Annotated in this window: 16 protein-coding genes; 5 read left to right on the top strand and 11 right to left on the bottom strand. The window is 67.3% G+C overall.

Going from position 1 to position 18,305, the window contains the following annotated elements:
* Positions 1–254 precede the first annotated feature (254 nt).
* Positions 255–941 (top strand): class I SAM-dependent methyltransferase, encoded by a 687-nt coding sequence (locus tag BSZ40_RS04750; RefSeq protein ID WP_084542622.1) that lies wholly within the window; start codon positions 255–257, stop codon positions 939–941.
* Between the two features lie 152 nt (positions 942–1,093).
* Here BSZ40_RS04750 and tyrS read toward each other — a convergent pair whose 3' ends face one another.
* The 11 genes from tyrS to pheS all read right to left on the bottom strand — a co-directional run bounded on the left by tyrS (position 1,094) and on the right by pheS (position 14,226).
* The gene (tyrS, locus tag BSZ40_RS04745; RefSeq protein WP_073823777.1) at positions 1,094–2,356 is read right to left on the bottom strand and encodes a tyrosine--tRNA ligase; all 1,263 of its coding nucleotides are present in this window, start codon (positions 2,354–2,356) and stop codon (positions 1,094–1,096) included.
* 39 nt (positions 2,357–2,395) lie between these two features.
* A complete protein-coding gene (argH, locus tag BSZ40_RS04740) occupies positions 2,396–3,820 on the bottom strand; it encodes an argininosuccinate lyase (RefSeq protein ID WP_073823775.1) in 1,425 nt (474 codons plus the stop codon).
* On the bottom strand, positions 3,820–5,052 hold the full coding sequence (locus BSZ40_RS04735) for an argininosuccinate synthase (protein WP_073823773.1): 1,233 nt from the start codon (positions 5,050–5,052) through the stop codon (positions 3,820–3,822). Before BSZ40_RS04735 ends, argH begins: the two co-directional genes overlap by 1 nt.
* Positions 5,053–5,093: 41 nt before the next feature.
* A complete protein-coding gene (locus BSZ40_RS04730; RefSeq protein WP_073823771.1) occupies positions 5,094–5,582 on the bottom strand; it encodes an arginine repressor in 489 nt (162 codons plus the stop codon).
* A complete protein-coding gene (locus BSZ40_RS04725; protein ID WP_073823769.1) occupies positions 5,579–6,757 on the bottom strand; it encodes an acetylornithine transaminase in 1,179 nt (392 codons plus the stop codon). Before BSZ40_RS04725 ends, BSZ40_RS04730 begins: the two co-directional genes overlap by 4 nt.
* Complete coding sequence (argB, locus tag BSZ40_RS04720) at positions 6,754–7,686, bottom strand: acetylglutamate kinase (protein ID WP_073823767.1); 933 nt, start codon at positions 7,684–7,686, stop codon at positions 6,754–6,756. Before argB ends, BSZ40_RS04725 begins: the two co-directional genes overlap by 4 nt.
* A complete protein-coding gene (argJ, locus tag BSZ40_RS04715; RefSeq protein WP_073823766.1) occupies positions 7,683–8,852 on the bottom strand; it encodes a bifunctional glutamate N-acetyltransferase/amino-acid acetyltransferase ArgJ in 1,170 nt (389 codons plus the stop codon). The genes argB and argJ overlap by 4 nt, the downstream gene beginning before the upstream one ends.
* Positions 8,849–9,913, bottom strand: a complete 1,065-nt coding sequence (argC, locus tag BSZ40_RS04710; RefSeq protein WP_084542621.1) for an N-acetyl-gamma-glutamyl-phosphate reductase — start codon at positions 9,911–9,913, stop codon at positions 8,849–8,851. Before argC ends, argJ begins: the two co-directional genes overlap by 4 nt.
* Before the next feature lie 67 nt (positions 9,914–9,980).
* Positions 9,981–10,481: a flavodoxin domain-containing protein gene (locus BSZ40_RS04705; RefSeq protein WP_073823762.1), complete on the bottom strand. Its 501-nt coding sequence runs from the start codon at positions 10,479–10,481 to the stop codon at positions 9,981–9,983.
* 107 nt (positions 10,482–10,588) lie between these two features.
* The gene (gene pheT, locus BSZ40_RS04700; RefSeq protein WP_073823760.1) at positions 10,589–13,150 is read right to left on the bottom strand and encodes a phenylalanine--tRNA ligase subunit beta; all 2,562 of its coding nucleotides are present in this window, start codon (positions 13,148–13,150) and stop codon (positions 10,589–10,591) included.
* A complete protein-coding gene (pheS, locus tag BSZ40_RS04695) occupies positions 13,150–14,226 on the bottom strand; it encodes a phenylalanine--tRNA ligase subunit alpha (RefSeq protein WP_073823758.1) in 1,077 nt (358 codons plus the stop codon). Before pheS ends, pheT begins: the two co-directional genes overlap by 1 nt.
* 116 nt (positions 14,227–14,342) lie before the next feature.
* Between pheS and nadE the strand changes: the two genes are divergently transcribed.
* From nadE to ppgK, 4 genes are read left to right on the top strand one after another with little or no spacing between them, the layout of a single operon-like run.
* On the top strand, positions 14,343–15,782 hold the full coding sequence (nadE, locus tag BSZ40_RS04690; RefSeq protein ID WP_073823756.1) for an NAD(+) synthase: 1,440 nt from the start codon (positions 14,343–14,345) through the stop codon (positions 15,780–15,782).
* Between the two features lie 34 nt (positions 15,783–15,816).
* On the top strand, positions 15,817–16,635 hold the full coding sequence (gene panB, locus BSZ40_RS04685; RefSeq protein ID WP_245793839.1) for a 3-methyl-2-oxobutanoate hydroxymethyltransferase: 819 nt from the start codon (positions 15,817–15,819) through the stop codon (positions 16,633–16,635).
* 5 nt (positions 16,636–16,640) lie between these two features.
* A complete protein-coding gene (gene map / locus BSZ40_RS04680; protein WP_073823754.1) occupies positions 16,641–17,519 on the top strand; it encodes a type I methionyl aminopeptidase in 879 nt (292 codons plus the stop codon).
* Positions 17,520–17,554: 35 nt separating this feature from the next.
* Positions 17,555–18,304 (top strand): polyphosphate--glucose phosphotransferase, encoded by a 750-nt coding sequence (gene ppgK, locus BSZ40_RS04675; RefSeq protein WP_073823752.1) that lies wholly within the window; start codon positions 17,555–17,557, stop codon positions 18,302–18,304.
* The last annotated feature ends 1 nt before the right edge of the window (position 18,305 follow it).

The raw sequence follows: 18,305 nt of genomic DNA, 5'->3' as shown, positions 1-18,305 counted from the left end.
AACCAACCCCAAACAAATGAGACCAGCCGACCCGATGGCCCCCAGACACAACAACAAACGCCATCACATCCAGGAAAATCAATCACCCAGCAGCTTTACCAACCGCTCTCGGCGACAGGGAGAAACTTTAGCAGCACCCGCCCGCCTCGTGTCAACTCGAGTCGGCATGACCTGAAGCACATTTGCCCACTCGGCGGCTTTTGTCCCGATAATTCGCCGAAAAGTCGACCCACCCGGCGGCCACCACCACCGCAATGTCGTCGTTTACTGGTCGACAGACGGTGAACTGGTCCGCGCAGTTGTGGGACCGCCCACAGCTCAACTACACGTGTAACAGTGAGGCGGTGGACACCTACTGGAATCACAACACCGCCTACCACCCGTGGATCTTGCGGCAGGCTGCCTCCTGTGCCGCCCGCGACGCGGTAGACGTCGGCTGCGGTGAGGGTTTGCTGGTCGAGCGGCTGGCCGGGGTCGGCATCAATGTGGTGGGGCTGGAGCCGGATCCCGCGGCCGCCACTCGCGCGCGGCTGCGCCTGGCCGACCAGCCACGGGCGCAAGTCCTGCAGCTTGACTTTGTCTCGTTTCAGCCCAGCGAGCAGTCTTACGATTTGGTGACCTTTGTGGCAAGCCTGCATCACCTCGACGCCGAGGTGGCTTTCCGCCAGGCACGGACTTGGCTGCGACCGGGCGGAATGTTGCTGGTTGTTGGTCTGGCCGCCAACAAGTCTCTGAGCGACTGGTGCTGGTCCGCGGGGCAATTTCCCGCCGCACGGCTGGGCTCTTGGTGGCGGCGTGAGACCCGGGACCTCGGCGTGCAGGTGGCACCGCCGACCATGAGCGTGGCCGAGGTACGGGCGTTGGCACGCCGTCTCCTCCCCGGCGCACGCCTGCGCCGAGGACTGTACTACCGCTACTTGCTGTCCTGGCGCCGCCCCTAGGGCGGTGCCCGCGCGGGTTTGGTGGCCGCACCCTTCGAGGTGGTCAACAAACTCGGGGCACAACGGCGCCCGCGCAGGGCAAGTGCGAGCGCACCCCCAGGTCGGCACACCGAAGTATCACCGCAGCCCGGGGGCGCGGCCGCTAACCGAGGTTACTGGCTGCGCACCACCGCGAGGTTGCGCTTGCCCTTGCGCACCAATGCCAGGCCACCGGCCAGCAGGTCGGCCTGTCTCAGCGGCGCATCTTCGTCCGTGACCTTGACGTTGTTGAGATAGGCCCCGCCAGCCGCCACCGTCTTGCGGGCTGCGCTCCGCCCCTTTTCCAGACCGGCGGCCAACAGTGCATCGACAATGGTGGAGGCACCCACCGTGATCGTGCCGCTCGGCAACTGGGCGGTCGCCTCGCTCAGGGTGCGCTCGTCCAGCGCCGTCAGGTCACCGCTGCCCCACAGTGCCGCGCTGGCCGCCTCAACCGTGGCCGTGGCCTCCGCGCCGTGCACCAGGGTCGTTACCTGGCGGGCCAGCTCCCGCTGGGCGCGTCGCTGCTGCGGCCGCTGCGCTACCTCTGCCGCCAACGCCTCGATCTCGGCGTGGCCCAGGAAGGTGAAGATCTTCAAGAACCGCACCACATCGGCGTCGTCCTGGCCGAGCCAGAACTGGTAGAAGGCGTACGGGCTCATCATCTGCGGATCCAGCCAGATGGCCCCGCCCTCGGACTTGCCAAACTTGGTGCCGTCAGCCTTGGTGATCAGCGGCGTCGTCAGGGCGTGCACCGCTCGCCCTTCGGCCTTACGAATCAACTCCACACCCCCCAGCAGGTTGCCCCACTGGTCGTTACCGCCCGTCTGCAGCGTCACGCCGTGGCGCCGGTGCAGCTCCAGGAAGTCGTTAGCTTGCAGCAGCTGGTAGGAAAACTCGGTGAACGAGATGCCCTCGTCGCTGGCCAGGCGGCGCGCCACCGTGTCCTTGGCCAGCATAGTGCCCAGTCGGAAATGCTTACCGATGTCACGCAGCAAGGCGATAGCGCTCAGGGAACCCGTCCAGTCGTAGTTGTTGACCATGACGGCGGCGTTGTCCCCCTCGAAGGACAAGAATCGTTCGATCTGGGCCCGCAGGGACTGCGCCCAACTTGCGACGACGTCGGCTTCGTTCAAGGTCCGCTCCCCGCTCATGCGCGGGTCGCCAATCAGGCCGGTGGCGCCCCCGACGAGCGCAATCGGCCGGTGGCCAGCGTTTTGCAGGTGCCGCATGACGATCAACTGCACGAGGTGCCCGTGGTGCAGGGAAGCCGCCGTCGGGTCGTAACCGGTATAGAAAGTGAGCGGGCCGTCCGCCAGGGCGCTGCGCAGCGCCTGCAGGTCGGTGTGCTGGGCGATCAGACCTCGCCAGGCGAGCTCGTCCAGGACGTCAGCCACGATCTTTCCTTTCCTTCACAGATGTTGCCAGCAGGCAGTTTAGTCTTCCTCGCCGCCCTCTGCCTGCCGCGCCCATTCCTGCACCTGCCGCAGCGCGGCCGCCAGCTGCTCGCGCTGCTGCGAGACTCGGCTGGGGGCCGTCCCGCCCGGAGTGTCGCGAGCCATCACTGCGCCAGCGGCCGTCAGCACCTCGCGCACCCCCAGCAGTTGGACGCCGCCGATTTGTTCCAGCTCCGCGTCGGTGAGGTCGACCAGTTCCTTGTCAGCGGCTTCGGCGACCCGCACACACGCACCGGCCACCTCGTGGGCGACTTTAAAGGGCACGTTGCGCTTGACCAGCCACTCGGCGATATCGGTGGCCAGGCAAAAGCCTTGTGGAGCCTGCGCAGCCATGCGGGCATAATCAAACCGGATGGTGGCGACCATGCCCGCCACCGCGGGCAGCAGCAGGGTCAGGTTGTCTATCGCGTCAAAGACCGGTTCCTTGTCTTCCTGCAGGTCTCGGTTATAGGCCAAGGGCAGGCCCTTCAAGGTGGCCAGCAGCCCGGTCAGGTCCCCGAGCAGGCGCCCGGCCTTGCCACGAGCCAGCTCAGCGATGTCGGGGTTTTTCTTCTGCGGCATGATCGAAGAACCAGTAGAAAAGGCGTCGTCCAGCTGCAGGTACCCGAACTCGTGGGTGTTCCAGATGATGATCTCCTCACTCAGGCGAGAGAGGTTGATGGCCACGAGGCTGCAAATGAAGGCAAATTCGGCCACCACATCGCGGGCGGCTGTGGCGTCGATCGAGTTGGGCAGCGTCCCGGCAAAGCCGAGTTCGCGAGCCACCTGCTCGCCATCCAGCCCCAACGTCGACCCCGCCAACGCCCCGGCACCGTACGGGCTGGCCGCGGCGCGCCGATCCCAGTCGACCAAACGCTGACAATCGCGCAGCAACGGCCAAGCGTGAGCCAGCAGCTGGTGGGCGAGCAGCACCGGTTGCGCGTGCTGCAGGTGGGTGCGCCCCGGCATAATGGCCTCGCCCGCTTGGGCAGCCTGTGCCGCCAACGCCTGTATCACCTGACTGATCAGGTTCACCAGGTGGCGGGCCTGCTCACGCAGGTACATGCGGATCAGCGCGGCTATCTGGTCGTTGCGCGAGCGGCCGGCCCGCAGCTTGCCGCCGACGGTCGGACCGATGCGCGCGATCAATTCCCGTTCGAGGGCCGAGTGGACGTCCTCATCGCCTGGCTGCGGGTGCAGGGTGCCCGCCGCCACTTCGGCGGCAAGCTCACGCAGCCCGGCGAGCATGGTCGCCAATTCGACGTCGGTGAGCAGACCCGCGCTGGCCAGGGCCCGGGCATGGGCCGCCGAGCCCCGCAGATCGTACGCCGCCAGCCGCCAGTCAAAGTGGGTGGATTTACTCAAGGCGGCCAGCGCGTCGGCCGGGCCGTGGGCGAAACGCCCGCCCCACAAAGTCCCCGCCATCACAGGTCTCCAATACCGAAATCAATGCCGTCTCCCTCGCGTTCAGCGCGGAAGGCCGCAAGCTTGGTGGTCATGCCGTAGATCTCAATGAAGCCGCGGGCCTGGGCCTGATCGAAGGTGTCGCCCGACTCGTAGGTGGCAAGGTTAAAGTCGTACAGGGCTTGGGCGGAGCGGCGGCCAGTGACGACGGCCCGCCCGCCGTGCAGCACGAGACGAATCTCCCCGGATACGTAGCGTTGGGTGTCGGCGATGAACTGATCCAGGGAGTGTTTGAGGGGCGAGAACCACTGACCGTCGTACACCAGCTCGGCCCAGCGGGAGTCCACCTGTTTCTTGAAGCGCGCCTGCTCGCGCTCGATGGTGACGTTCTCCAGCTCCTCGTGGGCCGCGATGAGAGCGATCGCACCGGGAGCCTCGTAAATCTCCCGCGATTTGATGCCCACCAGACGGTCCTCCACTAGGTCGATGCGGCCCACCCCCTGGGCGCCGGCCCGCCGGTTGAGTTCGGTAATCGCCTGCAGCGGGGTGACCGGTTGGTCGTCGATGGCCACGGGCACGCCTTTGTCGAAGCGAATGACTAGCTCGTCGGGCAGTGGCGGGTAGGCGGGATCGTCGGTGTAGTTGTAGACGTCTTTGGTCGGAGCGTTCCAGATGTCCTCCAGGTAGCCGGTTTCAATGGCGCGGCCCCAGACGTTCTGGTCGATGGAGAACGGGTTGGCTTTGGTCGTCTCGATGGGCAGGCTGTGCGCGACGGCATAGTCGATGGCCTTGTCGCGGGTCAGGGCGAGGTCACGCACGGGCGCGATGCACCGCAGGTCAGGCGCCAGGGAGGTAATGGACACCTCGAAACGCACCTGGTCGTTGCCCTTGCCCGTGCAGCCGTGGGCGACGGTGGCAGCGCCAAACTGGCGGGCGGCTCGCACCAAATGCTTGGCAATTACGGGCCGGGAGAGGGCCGAGACGAGCGGGTAACGCTTCTGGTACAGCGCGTTGGCCGCCAGGGCGGGCATGCAGTAATCGGTGGCGAACTCGTCGCGGGCATCGGCAATGTAAGCCTCTACGGCGCCGCAGTCCAAGGCGCGCTGGCGGATTACCTCAATATCCTCGCCGCCCTGGCCGACATCAACCGCCACGGCAATCACTTCGGCCCCAGTTTGTTCGCCGATCCAGCCGATGGCCACGGAGGTGTCTAGGCCACCGGAGTAGGCCAGCACCACGCGGGGTTTGCTCATGTTTGTACTCCTATTTGAGGGATGGGGAGGGAAAGGGGGCGTCAGGCGCTGCGCCCTGCCAGCCGCAGGAGCAGGCTGTGGGTTTCCTCGGCCTCTGCCTGGCCGCGGCAAACAATCAGAACGGTGTCATCGCCCGCCACACACCCGAGCACACCGGGCAGCACGTGCCGGTCGAGGGCGGCCGCCAGCAGTTGGGCCGCACCGGGCGGGGTGCGCAAAATCACCTGGTTGAGCACGGTATCCGCGGTGGCCAATAGGTCGGCAGCGCGGCGCGCCAGCTGGGAATCAACGGGTACCTCCGGGGTGGGGGCATCGGCGTCCGGCAGCCGGTAGACGCTGCGCCCGTTGGCGGTGCGCACTTTGGTGGCCCCCAGGTCAACCAGGTCCCGGGAGAGCGTGGCCTGGGTGGTGGCAATGCCGGCGGCCGCCAAGGCCGCCCGCAGCTGTTCTTGGGAGGCAATATCTCCCTGCTCGATCAGCCGCGTGATAGCGGCATGGCGACCGGTGCGGGAACGAGCGGTAGAGCTCACGGATTCTCCTCTCGGGTCAAGACGGTGTGGAGGGCGTGCGTGAATGAATCCGCCTCGGCGTCACTTAGCGTCAGGGGCGGGGCCAACCGGAGGGCGGTCGGGGTGACCGGGTTCACAAGGAAACCCGCCTCCTGCAGGGCGGCCGCAACGGGACCAGCAGTCCGGTCCAGTTCGAGGGCGAGCAACAAGCCGTGCGCGCGCACCTCAGTCACTCCCGGCAGCTGCGCGAGCTCGCGGGCCCAGCGCCCCGCCAGCTCCTGCACTCGCTCCAGCAGGTGTTCCTCCGCGATGACGTCTAGCACGGCCAGGGCCGCGGCGCAGGCCAGCGGGTTACCGCCGAACGTCGTGCCATGACTGCCGGGGCCGAGGAGGGAAGCAACCGCTGCGGTGGCCAAAATCGCGCCGATGGGGACCCCGCCTCCCAGTCCTTTAGCCAAGGTGATGACGTCGGGGCTGATCTCGGCGGCGCTGTGGGCGAAGAACCGGCCGGTGCGGCCGACCCCGGTCTGGATCTCGTCCACCACCAGCAGGGCGTCGGCGGCGCTAGTTAGCTCCCGGGCCGCCCGCAAGTAGCGGTGCTCCAGGGCCCGCACCCCGGCTTCGCCCTGAATGGGCTCAACGAACAGGGCGGCTACATCCCCCTGGGCCAGCTCCCGTTCCAGGGCAGACACGTCCCCGGCAGGCAGGAAAGTCACCGGCCGCATGAACGGAGCGAAGGGCTCCCGATAGGCGGCCTTGTGGGTCAGGGCTAGGGCACCGGTGGAACGGCCGTGGAAGGCGTTTTCGAGGGCGAGCAGCCGCGGACGGTGCTGCCCGCCGTGTAGCAACGCCAACTTCAAGGCCCCCTCGATGGCTTCGGTACCCGAGTTGGCAAAAAAGACCTGGGCGGGGGCGAAGGGCGCGAGTGCCGTCAACCGTTGTGCCAGTTCGACCTGCGGGCGGGTGGCGAAGAAGTTCGACACGTGCACCACGTCGGCCGCCTGCCGAGTGATCGCCGCCGCCAATGCCGGGTGACCGTGCCCTAAGGCGCTCACGGCGATGCCGCCAAGCAGGTCCAGGTAGCGCCGCCCGTCCTCGCCTAGCAGGTAGCAGCCCTGCCCCCCGGTGATCCCCAGTCGGGGCGGGCCGAAGGTGTTCATAATGTGCGTGGCGTGCCGCTCGACCAGGTTACTCATTGCCAGTTCCTCGCTTCCAGGCGCGAGACCTCGGTGCCGATGCCGGTGTCGGTGAATATCTCTAGGAGCACGGAATGGGGTTGCCGCCCATCAATGATGTGGGCTTGGGCTACCCCGCCACGCACCGCCCGTAGCGCCGCCTCCATCTTCGGCACCATGCCTGCCTCCAAAGTCGGCAGTAAGGCCGCAAGTTCGTCATCGGTAATCTCCGAGATGAGGGAGGTTTTGTCGGGCCAGGCGGCGTAGAGCCCCTCGACGTCGGTGAGCATCACCAATTTGCGCGCCCCTAGCGCGACCGCGAGCGCCGCAGCAGCCGTGTCCGCATTGACATTCAGGACGGTAGTGGCGTGGCCGATCTCCGGGGCGATGGAAGAGACGACGGGGATACGTCCGGCCGCCAGTAGCTCCAGCACCGCGGTCGGCTCGACCTCGACCACGTCTCCCACCAGACCAACATCGACCTGCTCGCCATCCACCTGGGCCAGGCGCTGGCGGGCTCGCAGCAGGCCGCCGTCTTCGCCGGAGATACCCACCGCCCGGGAACCGTGTTCGTTGAGCAGGGACACCAGGCCTCTTTGCACTTGCCCGGTCAGCACCATGCGGACCACGTCCATGACTTCGGGGGTGGTCACGCGCAGTCCGCCCCGGAACTCGGCTTGCAGGCCGAGGCGACTGAGCATGGCCGAGATCTGCGGTCCCCCGCCGTGCACCACGACGGGCCGCAGGCCGACGCGATGCAGGAACAGCACGTCCTTGGCAAAGGCCCGCTCCAGCTCCGGGTTGACCATGGCGTGGCCCCCGAACTTGATGACGACGATCGCGCCTTGGAATCGCTCCAGCCAGGGCATGGCTTCCAGGAGCACGGCTGCCTTGTCGGCGGCCGACAAGCCGCGCACTACTTCCGGGTGGGTTTGCAGGTGAGAGTTCATGTCGTGTATGCGCTGTTCTCGTGGACGTAGGCGTGTGTGAGGTCGTTGGTCCAGATAGTGGCTTGTGCGGCCCCGGCCCCCAAGTCGATGTCGATGGCAACGTCACGGGCGCGCATGTCTACCTGCGGGGTGGCGGTGGCCTGCCCGGCGGCGCACACGGTCACCCCGTTGATGGTGACGGCGAGCTCGGCCGGGTCGAAGGGGGCTACATCGGCGGGGACGGTTCCGACTTGGGCGACGATGCGGCCCCAGTTCGGGTCGTTGCCGAAGATGGCAGTCTTGACCAGGTTGGAGCGGGCCACCGCCCGCCCCACCGCGACGGCAGCCTCCTGGCTGGTGGCGCCGCGCACGGTGATAGCGATGTCGTGGTTGGCACCCTCGGCGTCGCTGAGCAGTTGCCTAGCCAGGTCGCGGCACGCGCTCGTCAAGGCCTCGCCAAGTTGTGCCGGGGTGGCCCGCACGCCGCTGGCCCCCGAGGCCAGGACGAAGACGGTGTCGTTGGTGGACATGCACCCGTCGGAGTCCAAGCGGTCAAATGTCACTGCCGTGGCCTGCCGCAGGGCGGTGTCCAGCTCCGCCGCGGTGCACACGGCATCGGTAGTGAGCACCACCAGCATCGTGGCCAAAGCCGGAGCGAGCATGCCCGCGCCCTTGGCGATACCGCCGACGCTCCAGCCCTCCCCTGTGTTGACAAAAGTTTCCTTGCTGACCGTGTCGGTGGTGCAGATCGCCTGCGCGGCCGCCGTCCCGCCGTCAGCAGCTAGGGCGGCCACCGCGGCCGCAATACCGTTGTGGAAAAGCTGCTGGTTGACGCGGTGCCCGATGATCCCGGTTTGTCCCAACAGGATGTCGGTGGGGGCAACCCCGAGAAGGTCAGCGGTTTGCGAGACCGCCGCCTCCGCGTCGGCCCGGCCCGCCGGACCAGTGCAGGCGTTGGCGCACCCGGAGTTCAGCAAGACGGCGCGGGCGGTGCCGTCGGCTACGTGGCGGCGGGTCAAGTCGACGGCGGCCGCCCGCACCCGGTTGCGCGTGGTGAGCGCTGCCGCCACTGCCAGGGGACCATCGTTGACCACGAGGGCAACGTCTGGGCGCCCGGAGGCCTTCAACCCGGCGGTGACGCCCGCGGCCCGAAAGCCCGCTGGTGCGGTGAGAGGAGAGGAGGTCATGGGGCGACTCCGATCTGGGCAACGGCGGTGGTCTCAGGCAAACCCGCGGCGAGGTTTAGGCACTGCACGGCGGCCCCGGCTGTTCCCTTACCCAGGTTGTCGAGGGCGGCCTGCATGAGAGCCACCCCGGCCCGTTGGTCCACCCCGACTGCGAGCTGCGCCCGTCCGGTGCCGACTACCGGTCCGGTGGTGGGCCATTGCCCCAGCGGAAGCACCTCGACCAGTGCTTCGTCTTGGTAACACTGGGTGGTGGCCGCGTGCAGGGCGGCAGCATCGACACCAGGGGACAAGGGCGCGGTGATGGTGGCAAGAATGCCGCGGCTCACGGGCACCAACACCGGGGTGAAAGACACCCGGGGTGCGGCCGCGCCGACCACCTGGAGATTCTGCTCGATCTCCGGAATGTGTCGGTGGCTGCCGCCGACCGCGTAGGGCACGATGTTGCCGAGCGCCTGGCTGGCCAGCAGGTGGGGCCGCAGGGTTTTGCCCGCCCCGGAATATCCAACCGCTAGCACCGCGGTCAGGCGGGTGGCATCGATAAGGTCGGCGGCCACTGCCGCCTGGGTGGCCAGGGTGACGGCAGTGACGTTGCAGCCGGGGACCGCGATGCGGCGGGACGCGCGCAGCAACTCACGCTGTTGTCGGGGGCAGGTCTCTCCGGCGTGCAACAGTTCGGGCAGGCCGTAGGTCCAAGCGCCGGGGTAGGGCCCGCCGTACCACTGTTGCCAGGCTTCCGCGTCGGTCAGCCGGTGATCGGCACCGCAATCCAAGACGACGCCCTGGTATCCCAGGGCGTCGAGCTCGGCAGTCAGGCTGCCGGAGGCACCGTGCGGCAGCGCCATCACGATTGCGTCATTGTCGAGCAGTTGCGCAGGCTCGGATGGCTCCAAACTGCGGGCGGCCAACGGCCCCAAATGCGGATGGTGGTCGGCCAGTTTGCTGCCCGCGGAAGTCGCGGCAGTTAGGGAGGTGATCTCCACCTGCGGATGGCTCAGCAAGACCCGGAGAACTTCTCCACCCGCGTAGCCGGAAGCGCCGACAACAGCTATACGCAACACCATGCGTATAACTATACAGGCCTATGTATACTTTTCGGTCGGCTTGACTGTGACGTGCCCCACCCGCGACTTAGGCGCCGACGTGCTCCCGCAGCTGATCAGAAATGGACAGCGCCCACGCCCGCACCTTGTCCCACTCCCGGAAGTCTCCCTCGATGGCCCCGCCCAGGCGGGCGATCGACCGCTCGCGCAACGTCAGCTCCAACGGGTCGATCTTGCCGGCGAACGTGACGTTGTCAATGGGATCCAAGGCCACCAGGACCGGGCCGACCCGCGAGGGGTCACGCACGGCACCAGCCACAACGCCAGACATCCCCACCGAGAATGTCCACAACGGCAACCGCCGCAAGTCGGGACCAAAACGTTTCGCAAAATCGCGGGCCGCCTCCAGCCACTGGGTCATGTACACCCCGGAGCCGAGCACCACCGCGTCGTAACCGCTCAGCTTCTCCACTTCCTCGGGCCGCAGGCGTTCCACCTCGTGGCCCGCCTCTCCCAACACCCGCGCGATCTCGTCACCAATGCCGAACGCTGAACCGTGTTTGGAAGCCACCGCAACAAGAATTCTCATGCCCCCAGTATGCCGGACCATTACCGCCCATACCTAGGCACATCCGCCTAACAGCACGCAAAAAGTGGGGGCGGAACCTGTCCGCCCCCACCACCGCCCTGCGGCGATCAGCCGCGCAGCTGCCCGCCCACCTCGGCTTCCACCGCGCTGATCACGCGTCGCCGCGCCGTCGCGAGGTCGTCAGCAGTCAAGGTCCGATCGGCGGCCCGCAGTCGCACCGACACCGCCACCGCCTGCTGGTCGGCCGCGATCCCGCTGCCCGTATAGACGTCGAAAATATGCACGTCCTCCGCCAAGTCACCGAGCGCCTGCCGCACCACCTGCGCCACTGCGTTCGCCGGGCAGGTCCGTGCCACTACGAAGGAGAAGTCTTCCTTGGCGGCCGGGAAGGTCGAGATCGGCCGCGTGGTGAGCACCTCCGGCGCGGCAACGGTGAAGGCGGCCTCCACATTCACCTCGAACGCGCAGGTACGCGGCGGCAAGGAGAAGGCTTCGCACACGTCGGGATGCAACTCCCCGGCATAGCCCACACAAGTCTCACCGACCCACAGGGCCGCACACCGGCCCGGATGCCACGGCGCACGGCGTGCCTGCCGCACCTCCAGCTCCGCCCCGGCCACCCGCGCCAACAGCCGCACGGCCTCCACCGCGTCTGCCCAGTCGTAGGCACGCGACGGCACCAACGGGCCAGCCTGCTGCGCCTGGCCGACGAACACCCCGGCAGCGTGCTGGCACTGCCGCGGGGTGGCGGCAAACAGCTGTGCCAAAACTTCCTGCCCCGGCAGCTGCCCGCCCGCCACGGGGGCGGCGCCGCGCGCGGTGCTCGCCTGCGCCACCAACCCAAACTCGTACAAGGCGACACTATTAAGACCGCGCGAGACATTGCGGCGCGCCGCCGCCAACAAGGTCTCCAACAGGCTGGAGCGCAAGAACGGCGCATCGTCAGCCAGGGGATTAGCCAGCCGGAGTCGCACCCGCCGCTCGTCGTCAGCGTCGTAACCGAGCGCGTCGCTGACGTCCCCCACGAACGGGTCCGTCAGGATCTCACTCATGCCAGCCAGAGCCAGGGCCGCCGCCAGCTCCCGGCGCCGTCGCTGGGCATCCGTCAACCCGCCGCCCCCCGCAGTGACCGGCAGCAGCGAGCCGATGGCGTCGTAGCCCTTCAGGCGGGCTACCTCTTCCACGAAGTGGGCCGGACCCGTCAGGTCAGTGCGCCACGACGGCGGGGTCACCTGGCGCACCGGTCCGCTGCCGCTGACCTCGCACCCGATCTCGGCCAGCAGGGCGACGATCTCGTTCTCGGGCAGCTCCAGGCCGGTCAGGCGCGCGACCTCGGCCAGCGGGAAGTCCACCGGGGCTGGCAGGTGCGGCTGGCCCACGATGTGCAGCGTGGGGTCGGCCTCTCCCCCACCGTATTCCACCAAGAGGTCCACCACCCGCTGCGAAGCGATCTGGGGAGTCAAAGGATCAACCCCCCGCTCGAACCGCTTGGCCGCCTCGCTGGGAAGTTTGTGGCGCCGGGCCGTGCGCGCGACCGTCACCGGGTCGAAGTGGGCGGCCTCAATCAGCACATCCCGGGTGGTCGGGCCGACCTCGGAGGTGGCACCGCCCATGACCCCAGCCAAGCCCAACACCCGGCTGCCCAGCGTGTCCGGCGAGTCAGCGATCACGAGGTCTTCACCATCCAGCTGCCGGTCCACGTCGTCCAGCGTGCGCAGCCTCTCCCCCGGGCGCGCGCGTCGCACCACCAACGGGGCACTGACTTGGTCAAGGTCGTAGGCGTGCAGCGGCTGCCCGAGGTCCAGCATGACGTAGTTCGTGACGTCCACGGCCAACGAGATCGGCCGCATGCCCGCGTTGACTAGCCGCCGCACCATCCAGCGGGGAGTCGGCGCAGCCGGATCTATGCCGCGCACGATACGGGTGGTGAACACATCACACCCCGCCACCCCGTGAATGGGCGCCGCGTCCGCCAACTCCACCGGAAAGCCCTCGCCCTGCGGGGCGGGGGTGGTAAGCACCCCCGGCAACGCCGGATCCTTGAAAGCTGCGCCCGTGGAGTGGGAATACTCCCGGGCCAGGCCGCGCATCGAGAAGCAATACCCGCGGTCGGGGGTGATGTTGACTTCCAGCACCTGCGCCCCCAGGCCCAGCAGCTCCACCGCGTCCTGCCCCGGGAAAAACTCTTGGTCGGGCAGCAGGCGCGTGAGCACAATGATGCCGTCGTGCTCGTCGGAGAAACCCAGTTCCCGTTCGGAGCAGATCATGCCATCCGACCAATGCCCATAGGTCTTACGGCCCGCGATCGGGAACGGGCCGGGCAGCACCGTGCCCGGCAAGCTGACCACTACCCAGTCCCCTGGGGCGAAATTGTGTGCGCCACACACGATGCCGCGGCTGGGCAGCTCACTGGGCTCCTTCCCGGTGCCCGGCTCGTCGTTGTGCTCCCCCACATCAACCCGGCAGTAGTTGATGGTCTTGCCGTTCTTGTGCGTCTCGCTGTCCATCGTCAGCACTCGCCCCACCACTAGCGGGCCGGTGACCGCGGGGGGCCAGATGGTCTCTTCTTCGATCCCCACCTGTACCAGCGCGGCCGCCAGTTGTTCTGCCGTGGGAGCAGCGCTCAAGTCGACATGGTCGGCGAGCCATTCAAGATCGATGCGTGGCATTACTGGCCCCTTCCCGCAGGTCCGAACTGGGCGGAGAACCGCTGGTCCCCCTCAACGATGTCGTGCATGTCGGCGATCCCGTGCCGCAGCATCAAGGTGCGCTCCAGCCCCATGCCGAAGGCAAAGCCGGTGTATTCCTGCGGGTCGATGCCACAGGAGGCCAACACGTTGGGGTTGACCATGCCGCAGCCTCCCCATTCGATCCACCCGGCTCCGCCCTTCTTCTGCTCGAACCAAAAGTCCATCTCGGCGCTGGGTTCGGTAAATGGGAAGAAGGAGGGTCGCAGCCGCACTTTGGCGCTGGGCCCAAACATGGCGCGCGCGAAGTCGTCCAAAACTCCCTTCAAATGCGCCATGGTCAGCCCCTTGGCCACCGCCAGTCCCTCCACCTGGTGAAAAACCGGGGTGTGGGTGGCATCCAGCGCATCAGTGCGAAACACCTTGCCCGGGCAGGCGATGAAAAGCGGCGGTTGCCCCGCCAACAGCGCCCGCGCCTGTACCGGAGAGGTGTGGGTGCGCAGCACTAGGCCAGTGGCGGCAGCCTGCTCCCCTGCCACGGTCGGGTCCAGGTAGAAGGTGTCCTGCATCTGCCGAGCCGGATGGTCGGGCCCAAAATTGAGGGCATCGAAGTTAAACCACTCGTGTTCCACCTCCGGCCCCTCGGCAATCTGCCAACCAAGCGACACGAAGTAATCGGAGATTTCGTCGATCAGGGTGCTGAGCGGGTGCCGTGCCCCAGGGCGTACGCGGGCAGTCGGCACCGTGACGTCCACTTCTTCAGCGACCAGCGCCGCCGCTTTTTCCACCGCCTCCACTTCGCTGGTGCGGGCGGCCAGCGCCTGGGTCAGCCGCCCACGGGCCTGCCCCAGCAACTTTCCTGCCCGTCCCCGGTCCGCGGGCTCCAGGTCCTTGATCCCCCGGTTGGCCAGGCTCAACGGGGCCTTGTCCCCCAAGGTAGCCAGGCGTACCTCTTTCAACTCAGCCAGTGTGCTGGCTGCCGCAATGGCCGCGAGCGCGCTGTCAACGGCGGCGGCGACGCCTGCCTCGTCCAGCGGGCTAAGCATTGGGCTAGTCATTGGCTTCCTCCTCGTTTACCGCGCAAATCCTATCGGTTCTCCTGGGCGCCGTGGGGGCGGGTTCCAGTCGGCGGGTGCGAGCGGGGTGGAACAGACAGGAGGAATAGGCTGGTGGCATGACTGTGATGGCTGTGGGGCAAGTGGACCCAGTAGTTGGCGACATTGATGGCAATTTGGACCTCGCGGTGACCGCCGTGCGCGAGGCGGCGGGCCGGGGGGCGACGGTGGTGGCGCTACCGGTGGGGTGCCTGACCGGGCTGCCGGTGGGCGACCTGGCAGAGCGCTCGGCTTTCACGGCAGCGGTGGCGGCGGCCAGCCAGCGGCTGGCGGGCGCGGCCGCCGAGTTGGGGGTGGCGGTGGCCTTGGCTGATGGGCAGCCGGAGGCCGGTTTGGTGGGCGCGGCGGCCGAGGTGCGGGTTTTTGGCTCGCTGGCGGCGGCTGAGGCAGCCCCGGCTGGCGGCGAGCTGGTGGTGCTTGATGCGGTGCCCGCGCACGTCGGGAGCTTGGGTGACTTACGACGCCGGGTTCTGGCATTGGCTGGCCGGTGTGAGAAGTTGGCGTTTGCCAACCTGGCGGGCGCCACGGATGACGTCGTGTTCGCTGGTGGGTCGCTGGTGGCGGCGGGCGCGGTAAGTCAGGGCCGTTACCTGGAATCGGACCTGGTGCTGGAGGGCGAACGGCGGCCCGGACCGGTCTTGGCCGAGGCGGGGGTGGCAGAGATCGCCTACCGGGTGATTTGCGCGGGCTTGGCCGCCTACGGCCGGAAGAATGGGATAACTAAGGCCGTTTTGGGTTTGTCGGGGGGAATCGATTCGGCATTGGTGGCGGTGATGGCGGCCGACGTCTTCGGGGGCAGCAACGTGATCGGGGTCTCGATGCCGTCGGCCTACTCCTCGCAACATTCCCGCAACGACGCCGCGTTAACGGCTCACGTCAATGGCATCGACTATCGGGTCATCCCGATTGAGGAGCTGGTCTCCGCCTTCCAGGCCGCCAACCCGCTAACTGGGGTGGCGAGCGAGAACCTGCAGGCGCGGGTGCGGGGGGTGCTGTTGATGGGCATCTCCAATCAGGAAGGTGGCCTGGTCCTGGCCACCGGTAACCGGACCGAGGTGGCGGTCGGCTATTCGACGATTTATGGCGACACCGTCGGTGGTTACGCCCCGCTGGGGGATGCCGATAAGACCCTGGTGTGGCAGATGGCGCGGTGGCGCAACGAACTCGCGGACGCCCAGGGTGCAACGCCGCCGATCCCGGAGTCGTCGATAACGAAGCCGCCGAGCGCGGAGTTGGCCCCCGGGCAGCAGGATTCGGATTCGTTGCCGCCTTATGCGCGGCTTGATCCGCTGGTGCAGGACGCGCTGGTAGGCCAATACACCCGCAGCGAGTTGGTGGCCCGCGGACACCAGGCCGCCGACGTGGACCGTTTGTTTACCCTGGCGAGCCGGGCGGAGTGGAAGCGCCGCCAATACGCCCCTGCGCCCCAGTTGCACCCGCGCGGTTTCCGGCGGGGCCGCCAGGTGCCAATCACCTCGCGGTGGCGGGAGCAGGTCTAAGGTTTTGCCCATCGTCGATTACAAGGAGAGGGACGTGAACTTGTCGCTGGCGGAGAAGAAACGCGTGCGGATACATCATTTGCAGCAGGCGCGGGAAAACCACGAGAAGCTGACCATGTTGACCGCCTACGACGCGGTAACGGCCAGCATTTTTGATCGAGCTGGCATAGACCTGCTGCTGGTGGGCGATTCGATTGGCAATGTCATGCACGGCTACGACACGACGTTGCCGGTGGAGTTGGACGAAATCGTGGTGGCCACGCGGGCGGTGGCGCGCGTGACTCGGCGGGCGCTGGTGGTGGCTGACCTGCCGTTTGGCACGTACGAGGCCAGCCCCGCCCAGGCGCATGCCAGCGCGGTCAGGTTGATGAAGGCCGGGGCTAGTGCCGTGAAGCTGGAGGGTGGCGCGCGGGTGGCCGAGCAGGTGCGCCTGCTGACCCAGTCCGGTATCCCCGTCATCGGGCACTTGGGTTTCACCCCCCAGTTGGAGAACGCGTTCGGTGGGAAACGTATCCAGGGCCGGACCGATGCGGCGGCTGAGGCGCTGGTTGCTGACGCGGTGGCGCTGTCGCAGGCAGGTGCCAGCGCGGTGGTGCTGGAGATGATCCCCTCGGCGCTGGCGGGCCGCATCACGGAGGTGGTGGGGCTGCCCACGATCGGCATCGGCGCGGGACCAGCCTGCGACGGTCAGGTGTTGGTGTGGACAGATATGGCGGGCATGACCGATTGGTCGCCGTCGTTCGCCAAGCAGTTCGCGCAGTTGGGGGCCGCCCTGGAGGGTGCCGCCCGCACCTACGCCGAGCAGGTACGCGCCGAGAAGTTCCCGTCCCTTGAGCACTACTTCACGAAGTGAGTTCCATGCCGCGCTCAACCTTTGCTCCCCTCACCCCCGGCCGTCTCAGCCCCCGGCGGGCGGTGCCGAACCACATTGCTCGCCCCGAGTATCTTTTCCACGACGGCCCCGAGGTCGTCACCGCTCCCGAGGTGAAGTCCCCGGAGACGATCGAGAAGATTGCCGCCGCGGGGGCGCTCGCTGCCGCAGCGTTGGAGCACATCCGGCCCTTGTGTGTGCCGGGCACCACCACGGATGAGATCGATGCCGCCGCACACGAGTTCTTGGTGGCGGCGGGGGCCTACCCGTCGTGTTTGGGTTACATGGGTTTCCCCAAGTCGGTCTGCACCTCCCTCAATGAGGTGATTTGCCACGGCATTCCCGATTCCACCGTGTTGGTGGAGGGCGACATCCTGAACGTCGACATCACCGCCTACCTTGATGGCGTCCACGGTGACACCTGCACCATGTTTGAGATCGGGCAGGTCGACGAGGAGAGTCACCTGTTGATTGAACGCACCCGGGAGGCGTTGGCGCGCGGCATTAGGGCGGTGCGTCCCGGCCGGGAGCTCAACGTCATTGGCCGGGTGATCGAGTCTTACGCCAAGCGTTTCGGCTACGGGGTGGTGCGGGACTTCACCGGCCATGGGGTCGGGGAGGCTTTCCACTCGGGGCTGATCGTGCCGCACTACGACGCCGCCCCCGCCCACGCCGAGGTGCTGGAGGAGGGAATGGTTTTCACCATCGAACCGATGCTGACGCTGGGCACGTACGAGTGGGAGCAGTGGGACGACGGGTGGACGATCCTGACGGCGGACGGGAAGCGGACCGCCCAATTTGAGCACACTGTGGCGGTGACGGCGGACGGCGCGCGGATCCTGACGGCGGCCCCGGGCGCCGACTAGGATGCAGGCAAGTTTCAACGACGGAAGGCCCACTCATGGCATTGGCATTCGGTATCGACATTGGGGGCTCGGGCATTAAGGGCGCCCCGGTCGATCTGCAATCCGGGTTCCTGGCAGCCCCGCAGGTGCGTATCGACACCCCCCAGCCTTCCACGCCCGCAGCGGTGACTGAGGTGTGCCGTGAGGTAATCGCCGCGTTCGAGCTGCCGCCCGGCACTCCCATCGGTATTACCTTTCCCGGCCCGATAAAGCGCAATGTTGTGCGGTTCGTGGCCAACCTGGACCAGTCCTGGGTCGGGGTGGACGTGGCGGCGCAGATGCGGCAGACCCTCGGCACTGACGTGGTGGCGGTCAACGACGCGGACGCTGCTGGTTTTGCTGAGGTCGCCTTCGGGGCGGGGGCCGGGGTGGACGGACTGATCGTCGTTACGACACTCGGCACTGGCATCGGTTCAGCCTTGATCTACAACGGTGTGCTGATTCCCTGCTCGGAGCTCGGGCACGTGGAGCTGGATGGGGTCGATGCTGAGACGCGGGCGGCGGCCTCGGTGCGCACCGCCGAGAACTTGGACTTCCCGGCCTACGCGCAGCGGTTGCAACGGTACTACTCGCACATCGAGATGCTCTTCTCCCCTGACCTGTTCATTGTGGGGGGCGGGGTGAGCGCTCACCACGAGCAGTTCTTGCCGTTGTTGGACTTGCAGACCCCCATTGTGCCCGCCCAGTTGCGCAACGAGGCCGGCATCGTTGGGGGTGCGGCCCTGGCGGCCGCCCTGTCTGCGTAAA

This window comes from Buchananella hordeovulneris (genome assembly GCF_001907235.1).
GTDB classification, from domain to species: Bacteria; Actinomycetota; Actinomycetes; order Actinomycetales; family Actinomycetaceae; genus Buchananella; species Buchananella hordeovulneris.
This window is presented reverse-complemented; position numbering and strand designations above follow the sequence as displayed.

What these genes read in the sequence shown, in the direction of transcription:
- BSZ40_RS04705 (WP_073823762.1), bottom strand. Translation starts at nt 10,481, where the DNA reads ATGAGAATTCTTGTTGCGGTGGCTTCCAAACACGGTTCAGCGTTCGGC.
- argC (WP_084542621.1), bottom strand. Translation starts at nt 9,913, where the DNA reads ATGGTGTTGCGTATAGCTGTTGTCGGCGCTTCCGGCTACGCGGGTGGA.
- pheS (WP_073823758.1), bottom strand. Translation starts at nt 14,226, where the DNA reads ATGACTAGCCCAATGCTTAGCCCGCTGGACGAGGCAGGCGTCGCCGCC.
- nadE (WP_073823756.1), top strand. Translation starts at nt 14,343, where the DNA reads ATGACTGTGATGGCTGTGGGGCAAGTGGACCCAGTAGTTGGCGACATT.
- argH (WP_073823775.1), bottom strand. Translation starts at nt 3,820, where the DNA reads ATGGCGGGGACTTTGTGGGGCGGGCGTTTCGCCCACGGCCCGGCCGAC.
- BSZ40_RS04750 (WP_084542622.1), top strand. Translation starts at nt 255, where the DNA reads ATGTCGTCGTTTACTGGTCGACAGACGGTGAACTGGTCCGCGCAGTTG.
- pheT (WP_073823760.1), bottom strand. Translation starts at nt 13,150, where the DNA reads ATGCCACGCATCGATCTTGAATGGCTCGCCGACCATGTCGACTTGAGC.
- BSZ40_RS04735 (WP_073823773.1), bottom strand. Translation starts at nt 5,052, where the DNA reads ATGAGCAAACCCCGCGTGGTGCTGGCCTACTCCGGTGGCCTAGACACC.
- ppgK (WP_073823752.1), top strand. Translation starts at nt 17,555, where the DNA reads ATGGCATTGGCATTCGGTATCGACATTGGGGGCTCGGGCATTAAGGGC.
- map (WP_073823754.1), top strand. Translation starts at nt 16,641, where the DNA reads ATGCCGCGCTCAACCTTTGCTCCCCTCACCCCCGGCCGTCTCAGCCCC.
- BSZ40_RS04725 (WP_073823769.1), bottom strand. Translation starts at nt 6,757, where the DNA reads ATGAGTAACCTGGTCGAGCGGCACGCCACGCACATTATGAACACCTTC.
- argJ (WP_073823766.1), bottom strand. Translation starts at nt 8,852, where the DNA reads ATGACCTCCTCTCCTCTCACCGCACCAGCGGGCTTTCGGGCCGCGGGC.
- argB (WP_073823767.1), bottom strand. Translation starts at nt 7,686, where the DNA reads ATGAACTCTCACCTGCAAACCCACCCGGAAGTAGTGCGCGGCTTGTCG.